Source organism: Mycolicibacterium madagascariense (assembly GCF_010729665.1).
Classification (GTDB): Bacteria; Actinomycetota; Actinomycetes; order Mycobacteriales; family Mycobacteriaceae; genus Mycobacterium; species Mycobacterium madagascariense.
The window spans coordinates 3,306,656-3,324,702 of the sequence record NZ_AP022610.1; the positions used below are offsets into that span (position 1 = coordinate 3,306,656).

Genomic DNA, 18,047 nt, shown 5'->3' on the forward strand with positions numbered 1-18,047 from the left:
GGACGGTCGCCGTCAGCTGACCTGCTCGACCGGCTCGTACCAGCGCTTGCGGACACCGATCTTCGCGCGCAGTCGCCAGCGACGCGTCTTGGGCGCCTCGGCGAGCGCAGTCCGCAACGCCTCGATCCGGGCCTGGACGCGGCCCCTCACCTCGGCGTCGATCCCGGGTCGCTCCACCCAGGCGTGCAGCGACGCGAGATTCTGATCCGCGGTATACCAGAAGCCCCAGTCATCGCAGAGCACGTCCAGGATGCGATCGAGATCGATTGCCGCAGAACCGTTTCGAACGACGGCGTGCTCACCGAACAGGACGGTGAGGTCGATCAGATCGTTGGTGGTGATCTCGTGGATCTGCAGTTTGGACAGCACCAGATCGGCCACGGGGACGCACGGGTCGGCCAGTTCGAGCCGGTGCAGGAACTTGATGGAGTGCGCCATCACCAGGGTGTCCATGAAGACGTCGATCTTGATGCCCGTGTCGGGATGTCCGAAGATCTGCCGCTTGATCCCCCACTCGCGCAGCCCCCGCGCAGCCGGGTCGGCCTGGTAGCCCTGTGCCTGGAAGAACGCGTCGATCAGCTGGTGGTCGCGGTCGCGGCCCCAGAAGTCGATGTCGTAGAACGGGCGTCGTCCGAGATCGCCCATCAGCGGGCGGTGCTGGGCGCAGTGCAGGTGTACGGCAACGGACCCGGTGATCCGCAGCAGCAGGGACTGCGCCGCCGCGGCGTCGACGAGGCGGGTCGCCTCGCCGGGTATTCGGGCGGCCCGATCCCGCGTCGCGGCGTCGGTGCCGTCCACTATTCGACCGGGATCTCGTCGAACTGACCCTTCAGATCCGCACCCTGCCGAGCGCGGTAGATCCGGAAGGCGGCATACCAGGTCAGTGCGAACACGGTCACGGCGATCGTCATGACCTCCGAGAGATGGTTGTTGGCACCGTAGTTCACGTCGACCAGCAGTCGGTAGAAGACGAACACGACGCAGACCAGTGCCACGACGCCGATGATCGAGATCACCGGAATCTTGGCGATGCGGTAGGCGACCGCCGAGGAGTCGAATTCGCGCTTGCGGCGGAACGGAAAGATGATCGCCGCAAGGCATACGCCCATGAACGGAATGCATTGTCCGAGAAAGCCACCGAGCACCAGGATCGAGCTGGTGAAGGCGTAGAGGCATACCCAGACGAGGGCGATCCCGGCCGACAGCGCCAGCGCCCAGGTCGGGGTGTGGAACTTCGCCGACACCGAGGAGAACCACTTGGGGGCCATGCCGTCGAGCGACCAGGCCAGCATGCTGCGGGTCGAGACGATCAGCGAGCTCGCGCCGACGAAGAACAGCAGCGAGAGCACCCACAGACTGTTGACGACGGTGAGGATCGGATTGCCGCCGGCGATGCCGGTGTACAGGTTGACGTACGGAGAGGCGTTCAGGGGGAACTGGTCGGGGGTGACCTGTGTCGAGGCCAGCATGAAGTCGCTCCCGAAGGCCATGCGGTAGAGGAACATCAGCAGCATCATGGCGCCGCCCATCGTGACGATGGCCAGCGTCATTCCGCGCAGCTGGCTGCGCTGCCCGTCCTTGACCTCGCCGCCGAAGCTGACCGACAACACCGCGAACCAGAGGGAGAACGCCGGCCATGCCGCGTAGAACGCGGTCTGCGACAGGCTGAACGGGTGATGGGTCTCGCCGCCGGCCTTGATGACGTTGTCGTAGGCGCCGGCCCCGGCCGCCGCATCGAATTCGTGGTGGAAGTTCAAGACGCCGGTCGCCGCCAATGCCAGGGTGATGAAGGTGACCACCAGGCTGACCGCGGTGACGTAGCTGGCCCAACGTTGGACCTTGAAGTAGAGGCCCGCCCCGCGGTACTGCACCAGCGAGAACACGCCGATCACCAGCAGGCCACCCAGGAACAGGCCCCACTTGCCTGCGAAGAAGTTGCCCGCGTCGACCAGTCCCTGGTCATGCTCTTGGAAGCCAAGCGAACTCAGCATCGGCGCGATCCCGAACTTGGCGAGGAACGCCCCGTTGACGCCGGTGTAGAAGAGCTGCCAGAAGACCAGGGACATGCTCAGCACGATGCCCGCGACGGGATGCAGGATTCGCGACATGAACACGTAGTCCCCACCCGAGCGCGGATAGACCATGCTCAGCAGGGCGTAGCAGCCGGCGATGAAGAGCCCGGCGACGGTGGCGATGAGGGTGGCCAGTTCCATCGACGCGCCCGGATAGAACGTCCAGGACGAGACGATGAAGATGATGTAGCCGAGCGCGATCTGCTGCCAGCCGTAGAACATCACGTCGTCGGTGCGGACCTGTCGGACCAGGCCGGAACTGGCGCGCGTGAATACGCCTGGCGCACTGGGGATCTTGGTGTTGAACGTGGGTGCAGCCATGGCGTTCAGCCCCTTACGAGGTGGGTGTTGAGGAGGCCGTGTCGCTCGTCGACGTCGATGAGGAGACCGCCCAGGATTCCTTCTCCGTACTCGCTGCCCGGGTTGCCGATCGGCACCCCGTTCAGCTCACGCACACCCCGGGATTCGTGGATGTGCCCGTGCAGCCCCAGCATCGGCGTGTAGGTCGCGATGGCGTCGCGGGTGGCGGTGCTGCCGACGGGCACCATGTGCGGCCCGCCGGAGGTCACCACCGCGCGCAGGTCGTCGCTGAGTTGCGGCGCGTAGTCCAGGCCCGAGTCATGCGGGGGCACATGGAGATTCATGATCGTCCTACCCGGGTCGGCCACCTCGGCCATGACTTCGTCGATGCGCTTGCCCAGCTCCTCCTCGGAGACGTCGCGCGGGCAGGCCCACGGCGTGACGTTGCCGTAGCCCATCCCCATGATCTGATAGCCGCCACCGAGGTCGACGACCGTGCCATTGGGGTCCTCGATCAGGCTCGAGCGGGCCAGCATGTCGTCGACCTCGAAGTAGTCGTCGTTCCCGCCGCTGATCAGGATGCGGACGCCGGTGCCTGCCAGCCGGTCCTCGGCCATGTCGATCCAGCGCTCGACGCGCTTGAGGATCAGCGAATGGAATAGCGCGTCGGTCTTGTCCTGGTCGGCGGCGTAGACGGCGTACTCGTCGGGGGTGGTGAGGAAGGCGTACTCACCGGCGTCGGCGATCATCCCCAGCAGGTGCTCGAGCTGAGCCCCCGCGCTGACCTTGCGTTCGATTCCGGCGAAGCGGGCCTTGTACTTCCCACGCTTGTACTCGATGACCGGGACGATGAACTTCCCGGTGATGTCGCCGCCGATGACGATGGTGTCGGCCTCGTAATGCTTGGGCGTGGCCAGGAACTTCTTCCAACATCGCTCGCTGCCGTGGATGTCGCTGCAGAAGTACATCCGCATCGCTGGCACCTCCCGGGGTGACTGTCGTCCGATGGCTCGAAGCTATGGGCTACGTGTTTCGTGGGCGATAAATGAGCGTGTCGATAACGTATCGAAAATGTCGTGATCGTCTCTTCGTGCTATCAATTGACCACAGGAAAAACACAAGTCGATACGTCATCGATTTGGCACGCGATTTCCTACCGACGAACGTGGAGGCAGCGGTGAACGAGGACAGGATGAGTCCGGTGGTCGGGGCGGGCACCGTCGAGTACGAGTGGATGACCTGGCCGGAGATCGCCGCCGCCGCAGCCGCCAATGCACCGGTCGTCATCGCCGTCGGATCGACCGAACAGCACGGACCGCACCTGCCCGTCAGCGCCGACTGGGTGGTCCCCCAGGCGCTGCTGCGCCTCGCTGCGCAGCGGCGTTCGTTCGTCGTGGGGCCACCGGTACGCCTGGGCTACCGCTCGCGACCGGCCAGCGGGGGTGGCCAACAATTCCCCGGCACCCTGTCACTGCGCGCCACGACCTTCATCGCGATGCTCGAGGATCTGCTGGAGGAACTGATTCGCACCGGATTTCGTCGAATCGTGTTGTACAGCTGGCACTTCGAGAACGCCAACTTCGTCTACGAACCGGCCTACCTGGTGTCGGGGCGCTGTCCCGACGTGAAGATCGTCGTGGTCGAAAACGGCATGCCCGACTTCGCCGACGCCGATCTGGACGTGCTGTTCCCCGACGGCTTCCCCGGCCTGGCCCTCGAACACGCCGCGGTCATCGAGACCTCGCTGTTCGAATACCTGCGACCGGCCACGGTCCGGATGGACCGCATCGTCGACGACGCGCCGGCCCGGCACGTGCCGTGGGACGTCCTTCCGATCGACCCGTCGATGTCGACCCCCACCGGCGTCCTCGCCTCGGCGACCCAGGCCACGGTGGCGAAGGGCGAATTGCTGACCGAACGGATCGTGGACCACATCGTCTCGATTCTGGACGGCGAGTTCCCGGCGCTCGATCGCGCGTCGATGCTGTTGTCGACCGACGAGGGCCGCTGACGTGCCGGGCACCGCGTTGGTCACCGGGGCTGCGAGCGGCATCGGCCGCGCCACCGCCCACGCCCTCGCCGCTCGGGGCTACGTCGTCGCGGTCAACCACCTCGACCGCGCCGTCGAGGCCAAGCAGGTGGCCAACGACGTCGGCGGCATCGCCTATGACGCCGACGTCTCCGACGTCACCGCGGTCGCGGCGATGGTCCAGGCCGCCGAAGCCGACCTGGGCCCTCTCGACGTGGCGGTGGCCTGTGCCGGCTTCGACGTCGACGTGCCGCTGGCGGACGTGACGCCCGAACTGTGGGACCGCAGCCTGGCGGTCATCCTCGGGGGCTGTGCGAGCGTCATCGCCACCGTGGGCCCCCGCATGCGGGCCCGTCGTCGCGGCTCGATCGTCGCCATCTCCTCCGAACTGGCCCTGCTCGGAGACGAGGACCACGTGCACTACGTGACCGCGAAGTCCGCGATCCTCGGCCTGGTCCGCTCGGTGGCCCGCGAGTACGGTCCAGACCAGGTGCGCGTCAACGCCATCTGCCCCGGGCCGACCGACACCGAGATGCTGACCGAACGGTGGCGCGCCGAGGACTACCGGCTCGGCATCCCACTCCAAAGATTCGGTACGCCAGCCGAATTGGCCCGTGCCATCGTCGACGTCGCGGAATGGACGTGGCTGACGGGTCAGGTGGTCTCACCCAACGGCGGGGTGGTCATCCAGTGAGCGGCCAGGTCGCACTGGTGACGGGTGCAGCCGGCGGCATCGGACGCGAGATCACCCGCGCACTCACCGCAGCCGGATGGACCGTCGCGGCAACCGATCTCGCCGACGCAGGCGAAACATCGAGCGCCGCACAGACATTCCCCGCCGATCTGAGTGGTGGCCGGGCGGCGTGTCACGCCGTCGTCGACGACGTGCTCGGCCACTTCGGGCGGCTGGACCTCCTGGTCAACAATGCGGCGACGATGACGGTCGTCGAGCCGACGGTCGCGACGATGCCGCTGTGGTGGCGCGACATCGCCGTCAACCTGAACGCTCCCCTCTGGCTGACCCAGGCCGCCGCCCCCGCCTTGCGGCAGAGCCGGGGCCAGGTCGTCAACATGTGCAGCATCTCCGCACTGCGGGGTGAGCCGGGCTTCAGCGCCTATGCGGCGAGCAAGGCGGGACTGCTGGGGATGACGCGGTCGCTGGCCCGCGAGCTCGCTCCCGCCGTCAGGGTGAACGCGATCGCCCCGGGGCCCACCGACACCGAGCAGCTCACCCGGGATGCGGAATTCGCCGGTGTCGGTCTGGACGAGTTGCGTCGGCGGTACGCCTCGGCCATGCCGTCCGGACGGTTGGTCACCCCGGCCGAGGTAGCCGATCTCGTCGTATTCCTCTCTGCCGCAGAATCTTTCACCGGTGAGTGCGTGCAGATCAACGGCGGGATGCTGATGTCGTGAGAGGATGCGGTGTGACGCCGTCGGAAATCCGTTGCCGCCGGCGGGGGAAGGGGCGGAACGGCGATGGCGCAGCGTCAGGGTGATCAGGTCGACGTCGGGGTCTCACCCGGTGACAGCGACCGCCGGGGCTACATCCTCGTCGTCGCGGCCCGGCTCTTCGGGGAACGGGGTTACCTCAACACGACCATGACGGAGATCGCCCGTGAGTGCGGGCTCGGTCAGTCGTCGCTGTACTACTGGTTCCGGCAGAAGGAAGACATCCTGCTGGGCCTGCTGGCGCTCAACCGCGTGTCCCTGGCATTCGCGGAACGGATGTTGGCCGAGACCGGTTCGCCCGCGGTACGCCTGCTGCGACTGCTGCGCTTCGACATCCTCGAGCTGTGCTCGTCGTCGGTCGACATCTGCGAGGTGGAGGTGCTCGCCGAGCGTCAACCCGACGTATTCGCCGAATTCTGGGCCGACACCGCGCTGCTGCACCGCTACGTCGGAAGCCTCATCGGCGACGGCATCGCGTGCGGTGAGTTCGTCGATTGCGACGTCGAATTCGCCGCACTCAACATCTGCGCCGCCGAAGAAGGCGTGCAGCGGCGGTACCGCAACTCCGCGGCGCACGCCCCCGGCAGTTCGAGCCCATTCCGCCACCGGGACTACTCCCGTGAACACGTCGCGACCGAACTCTCGGCGATGCTGATACGCGGCCTGCTGCGCGACCCCGGCACGCTGGCAAGGATCACCGCTGCCGCGGCCGACCACGACGACGTTGCCCCTCCCCCGTGATGTCGGCGGTTTAGAGTCGACCCATGAGCGACACGTTCCGCGCCCTGGCCGACGAGAAGTTCGTCTCCCTCACGACGTTCAAGCGCGACGGGGACGGCGTGGCGGCACCGGTGTGGATCGTCGCCGACGGTGACCGGTTGGCGGTGTGGACCCCTGCCGATAGCTGGAAGGTCAAGCGGCTGCGCCGCGATCCCCGGGTCACGCTGGTTCCCTGCGGTCGGCGCGGCGCGGTCTCCGAGCACGCCGTCCCCGTCAAGGGGACCGCCGAGGTGCTCGACGATCCGTCGGTCGTGGCGAAAGTGGAAGCGACGTTGAAGGAGAAGTACGGGTTCGAGTATCGCGTGGTGACCCTCATCGAACGCATCGTGGCGCGCGGCGCCAAGCCGCGCGTCGTCATCGCCATCACCCTGGCGTGACCGACGTCAATTCGTCGGCGGCCGAGGGCTTTTCGGTCTCCAGACGACGCGCCGGGCTCAGGTGATCGCGGTCCCGATGAGGTGGCCGACGCCATAGGTGAATGCCAGGCCCACCGCGCCGCCGACGATGAGACGGATCATGGCCGTACCGATGCGCGCCCCGCCGATGCGGGCACTGATCGCGCCGGCCACTCCCAGGGCGATCAACACCACCAGCACCGTGACCGGCACGCGCCACGCCGCCGGCGGCAGCAGCATGGCCAGCAGCGGCAACAGGGCGCCGATCGTGAAGGATGCAGCCGAGGCCGCCGCAGCCTGCCGGGGCTTCGCGATGTCGTCGGGATCGAGGTTCAGCTCGGCATCCAGGTGCGCGGCGAGCGCGTCGTGGGCGTGCAACTCACGGGCGACCTGGGCGGCGGTGTCCGGTGACAGGCCCTTGGACTCGTAGATCGTGGTCAGCTCGGCTAGTTCGGCCTCGGGCATCAGTTCGAGCTCGCGGCGTTCCTTGGCGAGCAGCGCCGTCTGGCTATCACGTTGAGAGGACACCGACACGTATTCGCCGAGTGCCATCGACACCGATCCGGCGGCCAACCCGGCCAGCCCTGCCGTGAGGATGGGGCCCGTCGCCGTGGTGGCCCCTGCCACGCCGACGACGATGCCTGCTACCGAGACGATCCCATCGTTGGCGCCGAGCACCGCGGCCCGCAGCCAGTTGAGTCGGCCGGCGGCACCGTGATGGGGCTCGGCATCGTGGGGATGATCGACCTCCGTGGAGATGACGTCCGCGGAGAGCCCAACCGAGGGCGCGGGGTTGTCGAGGTTCATGCCATTCATGAAACACGTTGCGGCGGTGGTCGTGCCAGCGAGCCAAGGCTCGCCAAAGTAGCACGGGCGTGACGACCCTCGAAAGCGGTACCGGCAGTGAGGGATGCCTCACCATATCTTCATCGTCCGGCACCCGTTGACGAGTCCGACCGTCAAACGTTCTGTCGGACAATGGTTTTGCGACCATACGATCGAGTCGTCATCGAGTCCGCCCAACCCGATGCGACCACGCGGTCCCGTCATGGGGCTCGCGGAGGGAGCGCGTGCCCGCTCGGGTCGTCGTCGTCGCGACCTGACTCGTGGGCGAGATCACAGGCCGACCCACCTCGAACGATGGCGCGATACTCGAGCACACAGGTGCAGCCGCTGGCCGGGTGTTTCACCTGGCGGCCCGTGGGAACCCCGCCACCACACATCGCATCCGCGTGTGACCTCGCAAACGGAGGAGACATCATGCAGATACGAGTCGGCTTCGAGATGGCCTTCGACAGCCCACAACCCACCCCCATCATCTTCAACCTCAACGTCCACTACTCCCGGGTCTCCGATCTGGTGACCCGGGACAATCTGATGTTCGATCCGCCGGTTCCGGTCAGCGGCTATCGCGATCCCTTCGGCAATTGGTGCACCCGCATCGTGGCGCCGCCGGGGCGGATTCGGATCACCTCCGACGCCGTCGTCAACGACTCCGGCCGACCCGATGCCTTCGTCCCCGACGCCGAACAGGTACCCGTCGCCGACTTGCCGGAGGAGACGCTGGTGTATCTGCTGGGCAGTCGGTACTGCGAGACCGACCGGCTGTCACAGACGGCGTGGGACCTCTTCGGCGACGGACCGACCGGATGGGGCCGCGTGCAGGCGATCTGCGACTACGTCCATCAGCACCTCACCTTCGACTACCAACGCGCGCGCCACACCCGAACGGCGTTGGAGGCGTTCAACGAACGCGTCGGGGTCTGCCGGGACTTCACTCATCTCGGGGTCGCGTTCTGCCGGGCGATGAACATTCCGGCGCGGTATTGCAACGGCTACGTCGGCGACATCGGCATCCCGCCGCAGGCCTCCCCGATGGACTTCGCCGCGTGGATGGAGGTCTTCCTCGGCGGACGGTGGCACACCTTCGACCCGCGCAACAACACCCCGCGCATCGGTCGGGTGTTGATCGCACAGGGCCGCGACGCCGCCGACGTGGCATTGAGCAACTGCTTCGGCCCGAGCATTCTGACCGACTTCCGGGTGTGGACCGAGGAAGTCCCCTCGAGTCGTTGACGTTTCGCGGACGGCGGGTCAGACCCGCTCGCGCGCGGCCAATCGTCGTGCGCCACTGATCAATCCGGTCAGCACCGCTGCGACGACGAACGAGAAGATCGACGCGCTCATCCACGGCTGGGCGGTGAAGCCGATGAGCTCGGCCAGGCGCCCCCACGCCGCTGCCCACCACTGCACCTGTCCCGGGTAGATGAGCTGGTAGGTGATGAAGCCAAAGGCCCAGGGCAGCAACATGAGCCACCGCGATGGCGAGCTGGGGGTCAGATCCCACTCGCGTCTTCCGGAGAAGCAGAAGTAGTCCACGACGAGCACCGCGAACAGCGGTACGAAGACCGAGCCGATCAGCGAGAGGAAGCTCGCGTAGCCGTAGATGTCGACCGCCAGGGCGAGCACCGTGATCACGACACCGACCACGAGCGAGATCAGACGGCGGTCCCAGCGGGGGCGCAGATTCTGCGTGGACACGGTCGTCGAGTACACGTTGGCGAAGGACTGGTCGATTTCGCGGACTGCCAGGACGGCGAACGCCAACCCGCCCAGCGGAACCGCGATGAACGCGGCGAAGATGTGATCGCCGTCGGCGGCCACGGTGACCAGTGCCAGCAGACCCAGTGCGTAGCAAGCGATCTGGGCGAAGCCATAACCGAAGAAGGCGCCCGTGAACGCTGCGGCCGAGCTCCGGGAGTGCCTGGCGTAGTCGGCGGCCATCGGCACCCACGACACCGCGACCGCCACCGTCGTGTCGACGGCGATGCTGAACCCGGACCAGCTGCCCTCCGTCACGGACGGCAGCGGGTGGCTCAGCAGTTCGACGAACAGGTAGACCATCGCGATGAGCACCGCGACGGTGACGTACCGACGCAGCACCCTGATGGCACCCAGCGGATACAGCGACAGCAGCGTCGTGATCACGCCACCGACGACCACCCAAATCCATTGCGGCACGGAGGGAAGCACCGTGTTGGCCGCAGTGGAGATCGTCACCAGCTCGAAGGTGCCCCAGCCGATCATCTGCGCGACGTTCAGCACGGTGGGCAGGTAGGAGACGCGGCTGCCCAGCAGACCGCGAAGCAGCACCATCGCGGGTGCGCCGGTCTGCGTGCCGGGGATGGCCGACATCGCGACGGCCGCCGTGCCCAGGCACGTTCCGAGGACCGTCGCCAGCAGCGCTGCGAGCAGCGACAGGTGCGGCGTTCCCGGGCCGAAGGGCTGCAGGACGACGGCCGCTCCCGTGAAGCCGAGGAGGCTGACGCCCAGGTTTCCCCAGAGACCCAGCTGATCGAGCACCCCCAGTACCCGGGGCGCAGGCTCCACCAGGGTCGGAGGCACCTCGTCGCTGGCGACGCCATGGCTGAACGGGCCGTGGCCGAACGGACGGGGACGACTCACACCAGTCGACATCGCACTCACTCTCCCTACGCCGGCATTACCCGGTCAGGTTCATGCGGTCGGTGGCCCCACAGCCACCCTCTCAGCCCGGTGATCTCCGAGCTCCCGCGTTCCAACACGCTCAAGGTAGCGCACCGACGTCGGTTGGGGGGCGCGGGTGGGCGTTTGCCGTCCCGCCCCCGGTCGCGGTCAGCGCGCTCGGGGCGCAGTGCCCGGGTTCCGAATCCGGTCGGTCGTATCATGAGTGCTCACAACGGAGGGCTTTGGTGTGGGTGCACGGACGTCAGCACGTCGAGACGCCGACGCCGCGTCCACGAATGGCTCCGACGCCGGTTCCCACGCCCAGCGGCTGCTCGCCGCGATGTCGGAGTCGATCGCCGAGCACGGATACGCGCACACGACCGTCGCCGAGATCGTCCGACGGGCCCGGGCATCGCGGCGCACCTTCTACGAATGCTTTCCCGACCGTGAAGCGGCGCTCGTTGCTCTGCTGACCGAAGCCAATGAGCAGATGGTGCAAGCCATTTCGGCCGCGGTGGATCCCGGTGCGCCATGGGACCGGCAGGTGCGCCAGGCCGTCGAGGCCTGGATCGACCGCGCCGAGACCCAGCCCGCCCTGACGGTGACCTGGATCAGGGACGTGCCCTCACTCGGTGCGGCGGCCCGCTCCCTGCAGCGCCATGCCATGCAGGGATTCATCGACATGGTGCGGGCCTTGAGCAGCACCCCCGAACTGCGCGCAGCCGGAATCGAACCGGTGTCCAGAGTGCAGGCGATCATGCTGATCGGCGGGCTGCGCGAACTGACGGCCATAACCGTCGAGGCCGGTGGCCGGCTGCGCGACGTCGCCGAGGACGCCGTGCAGTCGGCGATCGCGCTCGTTCGACCCGACTTCTGACACCCCGTTGCCGTGGCAGGTACGTTCGCGTACCGTCGAGGTGGTACGTCGATGTACCCGACCCCGACGGAGGAGATGACGTGGCCGAAGCAACGACGGACCCGGTGCGGTTCCCCCCAGGTCCCCGGCTGCCGAAGGCGCTGCAGGGACTGGGCTTCGTGACCGCGCGCCAACAGTCGATGGCGTTGGCAGGCAAGCGATTCGGCCCGGCCGTGACGTTGAACCTGCCCATCTTCGGCAAGGCGGTCGTGATCAGCGACCCCGCCCTGATCAAGGACGTCTTCACCACCAACCCCGAACTGCTGGGCCTGGAGTCCAACCTCGGCGCGGTACTGGGTCCGGGGTCGAGCTTCAGCCTCAACGGCGAGGAGCACCGGCAGCGGCGCAAGCTGCTCGTTCCGCCCTTCCACGGCAAGCGGATGAAGACCTACGAACAGCTCATCGAGGAGGAGACGCTGCGCGAGATCGCGACGTGGCCCGAGGGGGTGGAGTTCGCCACGCTGGAGTCGATGATGCGGATCACCCTGAGTGCGATCCTGCGGGCCGTGTTCGGTGCGCAGGGCCAGGCCCTCGACGACCTGCGTGAACTACTCCCGCCCGCGGTGTTGCTCGGTTCGCGGCTCGCCGTACTGCCCCCGCTGGCCCGACGAGACTTCGGGCCGGGCACCCCGGGCCGACGTCTGCGCGACTTCCGGCGGCGGTACGACGTGATCGTGCAGAAGCTGGTCGACGACGCCCGGGCCGACCCCCAACTCGACGAGCGGTCCGACGTGCTGTCGATGATGCTGCGGGCCTGCTACGACGATGGGTCGCCCATCACGTTCGAACACCTGGCCGACGAGTTGCTGACGCTGCTGGTCGCCGGGCACGAGACCACCGCCACGACGTTGGCGTGGACCGTGGAACGACTGCGTCGCCACCCCCGATTGCTCGAACGTCTCACCGCCGAGGTCGACGCCGGCGGATCGGACCTCCTGCAGGCCACCATCTGGGAGGTCCAGCGGACCCGCCCCGTCATCGACGCCACCATCCGCTGCACGCGCACGCGACTCCGCTTGGGCGAGTGGGTGATTCCCGAGGGACGCACACTGATCGTCAGCTTCACCCAGGTACACGACTCGGAGACCAACTTCCCGGCGGCCGACGCCTTCGACCCCGACCGCTTCACGGACGCCAAGCCGGACACCTACACGTGGATTCCCTACGGCGGCGGAGTGCGTCGCTGCATCGGCGCCGCCTTCGCCAACATGGAGATGATGGTGACGCTGCGCACGCTGTTGCAGACGTTCGAGTTGGTGCCCACCCAGGCTCCGGCCGAGAAACGCCAATCCCGCGGCATCGCCAACGCCCCCAAACACGGCGGTCTCGCCGTCGTCCACCGCCGCGCGCCCCGCGCGGAACCTGCCGCGTCGCGCGCCGACGCCGTTCCCGCGACGCCCTAGGCTCAGAGCCCCCGCCCCCTGGCCCCCGGGAACGGTGGTCGACGAGCAGCGTGCCGTGTGAGAACCCTAGGGTGGGTGACGTCACACGATGTGGAGATCGAGGTGCGCGCGTCTGTGGCGACTCGCCGATAAGCGGGTAGCGAGGGAGCCGACTCCAGCATCCTGGTATGGCCGTGTCGACGACACACCGGACAGGGGGCGGGGAACGACAATGCGGTTCGAGTCCGCGGGGGAAGCCCGTGGCACGGGTCTCCGATTCGCCGACTACTGGCGCGAACCGGATCACTACGCCTGGATGGTCGGCTACCTGCGCGCCCGCGGCCTGGCCACCCGGGTGCGGCTGTTGATCGCCGGGGCGACCGCGAGCTACCTGTTCCTGCCGTGGTCGATGCTGCTCAGCGCGGCCGGGCCCCGCGGACCGTGGCAGCGCGCCGCCGTCATGGTCGCGACGGGAGCCGTTCTGCTCGCCAGCGCGTCGTTTGCGACGAACTGGCCGGCCCGGCGATGGTCGGTCGTCCGCGCCGTGCTCGCCGGCGTGGGGACCGCGCTGGTGTGCCTCAGTTACACCGATCCGATCGTCGGGCTCGTCGGCTGCGCGACCTTCGCCATGCTGGGCGGTTACATCGCGTTCTTTCACTCACTGCGGCTCCAGACCCTCAACCTCGGCCTGGGCCTGCTGGTTGCAACGGTGCTGGCCTCTCGTGCGCTGATGGACACGCGCGGCGAGGTCATCGCGACTCTGAACGTGTACCTCGTCGTCGCGGTCACGATCCTGGCGCTGCCGGCGACCGCCCACGTCCTGGCGCACTTCCTGGGCGGAGATCTCAATACCTCCGACACCGACCCGCTCACCGGGCTGCTGAACCGACGAGCGTTCTACCGTGCCACCCATCACCTGCTCGCCACCGCCGAGGGTTCGCCTTCCCGTCACCTCAGCGTGTTGATGGTCGACCTCGACGACTTCAAGGGCCTCAACGACTCTCAGGGCCACCGCGCGGGCGACGCCGCCCTCGTCGGGGTCAGCCGCCTTCTCGTGAACCACACCGCCGACGACGCCGTGGTCGCCCGCGTCGGCGGGGAGGAGTTCCTGATCGCCGACCTGGCCGACCCATCGAGCGCCCAGCGGTGTGCCAGTGCGCTCTGCGCGATCATCACCGCCGCGGAATACGACACCACCGCCAGCATCGGCGTCGCCAGCGCTGACCTCGTCGCCCATCCCTTCACCGATGACCGCGCGCTCATCGACCACCTCATCGACCAGGCCGACACCGCCATGTACGACGCCAAGCGCGCCGGCGGGAATCAGTTCCGTTCGGCGCCCTGACGCCGCCCGGGCCGACGGCCCGCCATCGACTCCGATGTCGAATTGCCTTGCTGCAGAGGATATCTCGACCTCGCGACGTCAGCCGATGCGGTCGCGGAGTCCGGCGCGGCCGATGAGGCCGGTCTTGCTGCTGGCGCGATAGACGTGACTTTCGACGGTGCGGACCGACAGGTGCATCATCTGGGCGATCTGGCGATTGGTCAGACCGCGGGCGACCAGGGCGACGATCTCACGCTCGCGTTCGGTCAACGGCGCCGCGACGTCCAACCCTGTGATCGCCGGACTGATCGCACCGCCGCAGGCGGCGGCCAGTCGTCTCGCGCGGGCGGTGGCGGCCGAGGCGGCATCGGTGTGGCCGGCCCGTCGATGCGACGCGACGCTCTGGGCGGCGGCATCGGCGGCCGCGAGGCGGTCCCCCATCGACTCCAGTTGCTGGGAGGCCCTGTCGAGGCCGGCGGCCTCATCGCTGCTCAACGCCGCCGCATAGGCCGCGGCGACGGTCGCGCGCGGGGTCTTCAGCTCAGCGGCCAGCTCGCCCAACCGCCCCGCGGCCTCGACATCACCGAACTGCACCGCGGTCTGCCAGCACCACACCTCGCGGGCGAATTGATCATGCGCACAGGCGAATTCGGCAGCGGAGTGCACGAGGTCGCGCGCATCACCGCAGCGCCCCTCGGCGGCCGCCAGCCACGCCTGAGCGAGCAGTTCCACGGAGTCGTAGTAGCGGTAGGCAGGGTGGCGCAGCGTTGCGGCGGCCTCGATCGCGTGCGCGGCGGCGTTCGGATCACCCGTGCGCGCCAGTGCTTGGGCCCGCAGCAGATGAAACCGAGAGAAGCTGTTGACGCTGAGGAACCCGCGCCCCACCCAGTCCCCGGGATCGAAGCGCACCGGCAGGTGGTGCAGGGCCGCCGTCAGATCCCCCGCGGCCAGGTGCGCCATGCCGAGAATCTGGGCGGCCACGTCGCGCATCGCCGCCGGTTGACCGTAACCACTGCGGTGGAAGTGCTCGGCGACGTCGAGGGCCTCGGCGATGCGCCCCGAGGCCGCCAGCCCGCTGGTGTAGACCTCGGTGATGGGACCCCGAAGGTGAGTTGCCTGATCGGTGAATTCCAAGGCCCGGGCGGCTTCCGCCGCGGCGGCGGCCACGCGATCGGGGTGTCCCAATTCGCCATGGGCCATGCAGGTGGCCAGACACGCCATCACCGTCCCGTGCCCGTCGAGATCGCGACGGTCGATGCGGCCCAACGTCTCGACGACCTCGGCGGTGCGCCCGGCCAGAGCGAGTTGAATTGCCTGGAACACCAACAACTGCTGGCGCCGCTCCCCGGTCTCGGTCAAGAGCGCCTCGTCCACGATTCGCGTCGCCTCAGCCGGTGCGCGCATGGTCCAAAGAGCGTTGGACGCCCGCATCACCACGTCGTTGACGTAACCGGTCCCGGTGTCACCGACCAACGGCGCCCGGGCCAGCACCTCGTCCGCGGATTCCCCTTCGCTCATCATGAACAGCGACAACGCCCGCGACACGTGCGCGCGAGCGCCCACCCCGGCGTCGGCGGCAGCGGCGAAGAGCCGCTCGGCGATGTCGAAGTCCAGCAACGCGTTGGCTGCCGTGGCCGCCGACACCAGCAACTCCGCGTTCGCAGGCAGGTCGGACTCCAGCCACAGCAGCCCGCGTTTGACCACAACCGCAGCGCTCCCATCGTCGTCCATCGCCTCGGCCACCTCACCGCGCAGCCGTCGCAGTCTCGTCGAACCGCCACGCGCACGCCGCATTTCGGCGAACAAGGGATGCCCGACGAACACCTGCCCCTCGCTGAGGTGGATCAGGGCACGCTGCTCGGCCTCCTCGATGGCCTCCTGCTCCGCCAACACGGCCAGGCAGCGCAGCTCGATCGGCTCCGCCACGGTGACCACGTCCACGACCTTGCGCACGGCTTCCCGTAGCGCACCGACCTGCGTCTCGACGAGCTCGGCCAACGACCCGTCGACCGTGACCTCACCCTCCCATCGCAGCTCTCCATCGAGGGCCACCAGTCGACCCTCGGTGATCTCTTGATCCGCCAACTGCCGGACGAACAGCATGTTCCCGCGGGTCAGGCCCCAGAAGCGCTCCCCACAACGCCGAGTCGGCGGCGCGCCGTAGGCCGCCGCCAGGACCGCGGCAACCTGCTCGCAGTCCAACGCATCCACGTTGCGCCACAGGACCCGCTGGTCCTTCCACAGCGTGGCGACCGCGTCGGGCACCGACTCCCCGGTGCGGGTCGTCAACACGACCTTCGCGGCCCCGGACTCGACGAGGCGATGCACCACCAACGCCGACAAGTCATCGAGAAGATGCACGTCGTCGACGAAGACGAGCACCCCGCCCGACGCACCGCCGATCACCGCCTCACTCACCCGACGCACCAGCGCCGCAGGCCCACCACCCCCGTCATCGGTCCACCGCGCACACGCACCCAACGGAATCGCCTGACTCGTGGCCGTTGCCGCAATCGTGCGAACGTTCCAACCAACGGCCTCGGCGTGGACCACGACCTCGCGGGCGATGCGGGTCTTCCCTACTCCGGCCGCGCCCGTCAGGGCGATACCGTGCACGTCCGGGTCGTTCAGCTGACCCAGGACGTCGGCCACGACGCGGTCGCGACCAATCATGGGCCAGTGCTGCGGCATGGCTGGATATTAGCTGCGCGACCACTGCCCTGCGCTGAGTTCGATCGCGCCGTCACCGCCTGCGATCTGAGTGGGTCGCCCCAGGTCCTGCGATCGGGCCGCTTGCGTCGGTGAGCCGCCGGGGCCTACGAGCGGGAGGCGGGGGTAAGACCCGAGGCCTCGAAGGCCTGCCCTGAGGGTGTCTCGCCGGCGGCCGACGGCGGACGGGAGCTCATCTGTGGACGGTGACCTTGCCGGTCATGCGCCCGGACTCGACCGCCTCGTGCGCCTCACGCAGTCCGTGGGCGGTGAAGTCGTCGATGGTGCGAGTGGCGGTAGTGCGTAGCACCCCGTCGTCCACCAGTTGAGCAGTACGGGTCAGCAGGCGCTGTTGTTCGACCATGTCGGGGGTCTCGAATTTGGATCGGGTGAACATGAACTCCCAGTGCCAGGTGATGCTCTTGTCCTTGAGCGGCAACAGATTTAGATTCGGCGGCTCGTCGATGGCGGTGATGTGACCGAACGGGCGCATGATCGCGGCGTAGGTCTCGACGTTGCCCGCGGTGTGCGGAGAGAAGAGGTAGTCGATGCCGTCCGGGGCCGCCGCCAGAGCCTCTTCGCGGAGATGGTGATGATCGATGACGTCGTCGGCGCCCATCGACGTCGCCCAACGCCGGGAATCGTCGCGGCTGGCCGTTCCGATGACTTTCAGCTTGGTCAGTGCCCTGGCCAACTGGATGAGGATGGAGCCGACGCCGCCCGCGGCGCCGAGTACCAGCAGCGTTCCCTGCGAGTTCTCGGTCAGTTCGAAGCGGTCGAAGAGGGCCTCCCAGGCCGTGATGGTGGTCAGTGGCAGGGCGGCCGCGTCGGCGAATGACAGTGTGGTCGGTTTGCGGGCGACGATGCGTTCGTCGACGGCCTCGAACTCCGCGTTGCTGCCCTGGCGGCCGATGTCACCGGCGTACCACACCTCGTCCCCGACGGCGAACGAACTGACCTGCGCCCCAACGGCTTCGACCGTGCCGGCGGCGTCGAAGCCGAGGATGACGGGTGTGTCGGACTTGGGTAGGGTCGCGCGCGTCTTGACGTCCACCGGGTTGACCGAAACGGCCATCACACGGACCAGCACGTCGCGGGGGCGCAGCTCGGGAACGGGTGTGCGGACGTCCACCAGACTGTTCGGGTCCTCGATGGGCAGTCCTGCGAAGGAGGCGACGGCGGTCATGGAGGCCATGTCGTCCATC

At 67.9% G+C, this 18,047-nt stretch carries 16 protein-coding genes and 1 riboswitch; of the genes, 9 read left to right on the forward strand and 7 right to left on the reverse strand.

Features of this window, described 5'->3' with window-relative positions; translation table 11 throughout:
* Positions 1 to 12: 12 nt before the first annotated feature.
* Genes G6N60_RS15510 through G6N60_RS15520 form a run of 3 tightly spaced genes read right to left on the reverse strand, consistent with a single transcriptional unit; the run spans position 13 to position 3,346 of the window.
* Positions 13 to 798 carry a hypothetical protein gene (locus G6N60_RS15510; protein WP_163738879.1) on the reverse strand — a complete coding sequence of 262 codons (786 nt, stop codon included), beginning with the start codon at positions 796 to 798 and terminating at the stop codon, positions 13 to 15.
* Entirely contained in the window at positions 798 to 2,393 is a 1,596-nt protein-coding gene (locus G6N60_RS15515) for an APC family permease (protein WP_163738882.1), read from the reverse strand. The genes G6N60_RS15510 and G6N60_RS15515 overlap by 1 nt, the downstream gene beginning before the upstream one ends.
* 5 nt (positions 2,394 to 2,398) lie before the next feature.
* Positions 2,399 to 3,346, reverse strand: a complete 948-nt coding sequence (locus tag G6N60_RS15520) for a metallophosphoesterase family protein (protein ID WP_163738885.1) — start codon at positions 3,344 to 3,346, stop codon at positions 2,399 to 2,401.
* Positions 3,347 to 3,564: 218 nt separating this feature from the next.
* Between G6N60_RS15520 and G6N60_RS15525 the strand changes: the two genes are divergently transcribed.
* The 5 genes from G6N60_RS15525 to G6N60_RS15545 all read left to right on the forward strand — a co-directional run bounded on the left by G6N60_RS15525 (position 3,565) and on the right by G6N60_RS15545 (position 7,007).
* Entirely contained in the window at positions 3,565 to 4,383 is an 819-nt protein-coding gene (locus G6N60_RS15525) for a creatininase (protein ID WP_163744015.1), read from the forward strand.
* 1 nt (position 4,384) lies between these two features.
* Positions 4,385 to 5,095, forward strand: a complete 711-nt coding sequence (locus G6N60_RS15530) for an SDR family NAD(P)-dependent oxidoreductase (RefSeq protein ID WP_163738889.1) — start codon at positions 4,385 to 4,387, stop codon at positions 5,093 to 5,095.
* Positions 5,092 to 5,814: an SDR family NAD(P)-dependent oxidoreductase gene (locus tag G6N60_RS15535; RefSeq protein WP_163738891.1), complete on the forward strand. Its 723-nt coding sequence runs from the start codon at positions 5,092 to 5,094 to the stop codon at positions 5,812 to 5,814. The genes G6N60_RS15530 and G6N60_RS15535 overlap by 4 nt, the downstream gene beginning before the upstream one ends.
* 63 nt (positions 5,815 to 5,877) lie before the next feature.
* Positions 5,878 to 6,591 carry a TetR/AcrR family transcriptional regulator gene (locus G6N60_RS15540; RefSeq protein ID WP_163738894.1) on the forward strand — a complete coding sequence of 238 codons (714 nt, stop codon included), beginning with the start codon at positions 5,878 to 5,880 and terminating at the stop codon, positions 6,589 to 6,591.
* A 23-nt stretch (positions 6,592 to 6,614) separates the two neighbouring features.
* Positions 6,615 to 7,007: a PPOX class F420-dependent oxidoreductase gene (locus G6N60_RS15545; protein ID WP_163738897.1), complete on the forward strand. Its 393-nt coding sequence runs from the start codon at positions 6,615 to 6,617 to the stop codon at positions 7,005 to 7,007.
* A gap of 57 nt (positions 7,008 to 7,064) precedes the next feature.
* Here G6N60_RS15545 and G6N60_RS15550 read toward each other — a convergent pair whose 3' ends face one another.
* Positions 7,065 to 7,832, reverse strand: a complete 768-nt coding sequence (locus G6N60_RS15550; protein ID WP_163738900.1) for a VIT1/CCC1 transporter family protein — start codon at positions 7,830 to 7,832, stop codon at positions 7,065 to 7,067.
* Between the two features lie 453 nt (positions 7,833 to 8,285).
* Here G6N60_RS15550 and G6N60_RS15555 point away from each other — a divergent pair, with 453 nt between their 5' ends.
* Positions 8,286 to 9,101, forward strand: a complete 816-nt coding sequence (locus G6N60_RS15555) for a transglutaminase-like domain-containing protein (protein WP_163738903.1) — start codon at positions 8,286 to 8,288, stop codon at positions 9,099 to 9,101.
* 18 nt (positions 9,102 to 9,119) lie between these two features.
* Here G6N60_RS15555 and G6N60_RS15560 read toward each other — a convergent pair whose 3' ends face one another.
* A complete protein-coding gene (locus tag G6N60_RS15560) occupies positions 9,120 to 10,502 on the reverse strand; it encodes a purine-cytosine permease family protein (RefSeq protein ID WP_163738906.1) in 1,383 nt (460 codons plus the stop codon).
* A riboswitch (TPP riboswitch) is annotated at positions 10,497 to 10,609 on the reverse strand. It overlaps the preceding gene by 6 nt.
* A gap of 242 nt (positions 10,610 to 10,851) precedes the next feature.
* Here G6N60_RS15560 and G6N60_RS15565 point away from each other — a divergent pair.
* The 3 genes from G6N60_RS15565 to G6N60_RS15575 all read left to right on the forward strand — a co-directional run bounded on the left by G6N60_RS15565 (position 10,852) and on the right by G6N60_RS15575 (position 14,154).
* On the forward strand, positions 10,852 to 11,388 hold the full coding sequence (locus G6N60_RS15565) for a TetR/AcrR family transcriptional regulator (RefSeq protein WP_163744017.1): 537 nt from the start codon (positions 10,852 to 10,854) through the stop codon (positions 11,386 to 11,388).
* Positions 11,389 to 11,468: 80 nt separating this feature from the next.
* Positions 11,469 to 12,830, forward strand: coding sequence for a cytochrome P450 (locus G6N60_RS15570; protein WP_163738908.1), 1,362 nt, complete (start codon positions 11,469 to 11,471; stop codon positions 12,828 to 12,830).
* A 211-nt stretch (positions 12,831 to 13,041) separates the two neighbouring features.
* Positions 13,042 to 14,154, forward strand: a complete 1,113-nt coding sequence (locus G6N60_RS15575) for a GGDEF domain-containing protein (protein WP_163738911.1) — start codon at positions 13,042 to 13,044, stop codon at positions 14,152 to 14,154.
* Between the two features lie 78 nt (positions 14,155 to 14,232).
* On the opposite strand, the gene G6N60_RS15580 is transcribed toward G6N60_RS15575, so the two are convergent.
* Positions 14,233 to 16,824, reverse strand: coding sequence for a LuxR family transcriptional regulator (locus G6N60_RS15580; RefSeq protein WP_163738914.1), 2,592 nt, complete (start codon positions 16,822 to 16,824; stop codon positions 14,233 to 14,235).
* A 211-nt stretch (positions 16,825 to 17,035) separates the two neighbouring features.
* Positions 17,036 to 18,037 (reverse strand): zinc-binding alcohol dehydrogenase family protein, encoded by a 1,002-nt coding sequence (locus G6N60_RS15585; RefSeq protein WP_163738916.1) that lies wholly within the window; start codon positions 18,035 to 18,037, stop codon positions 17,036 to 17,038.
* Between the last annotated feature and the right edge of the window lie 10 nt (positions 18,038 to 18,047).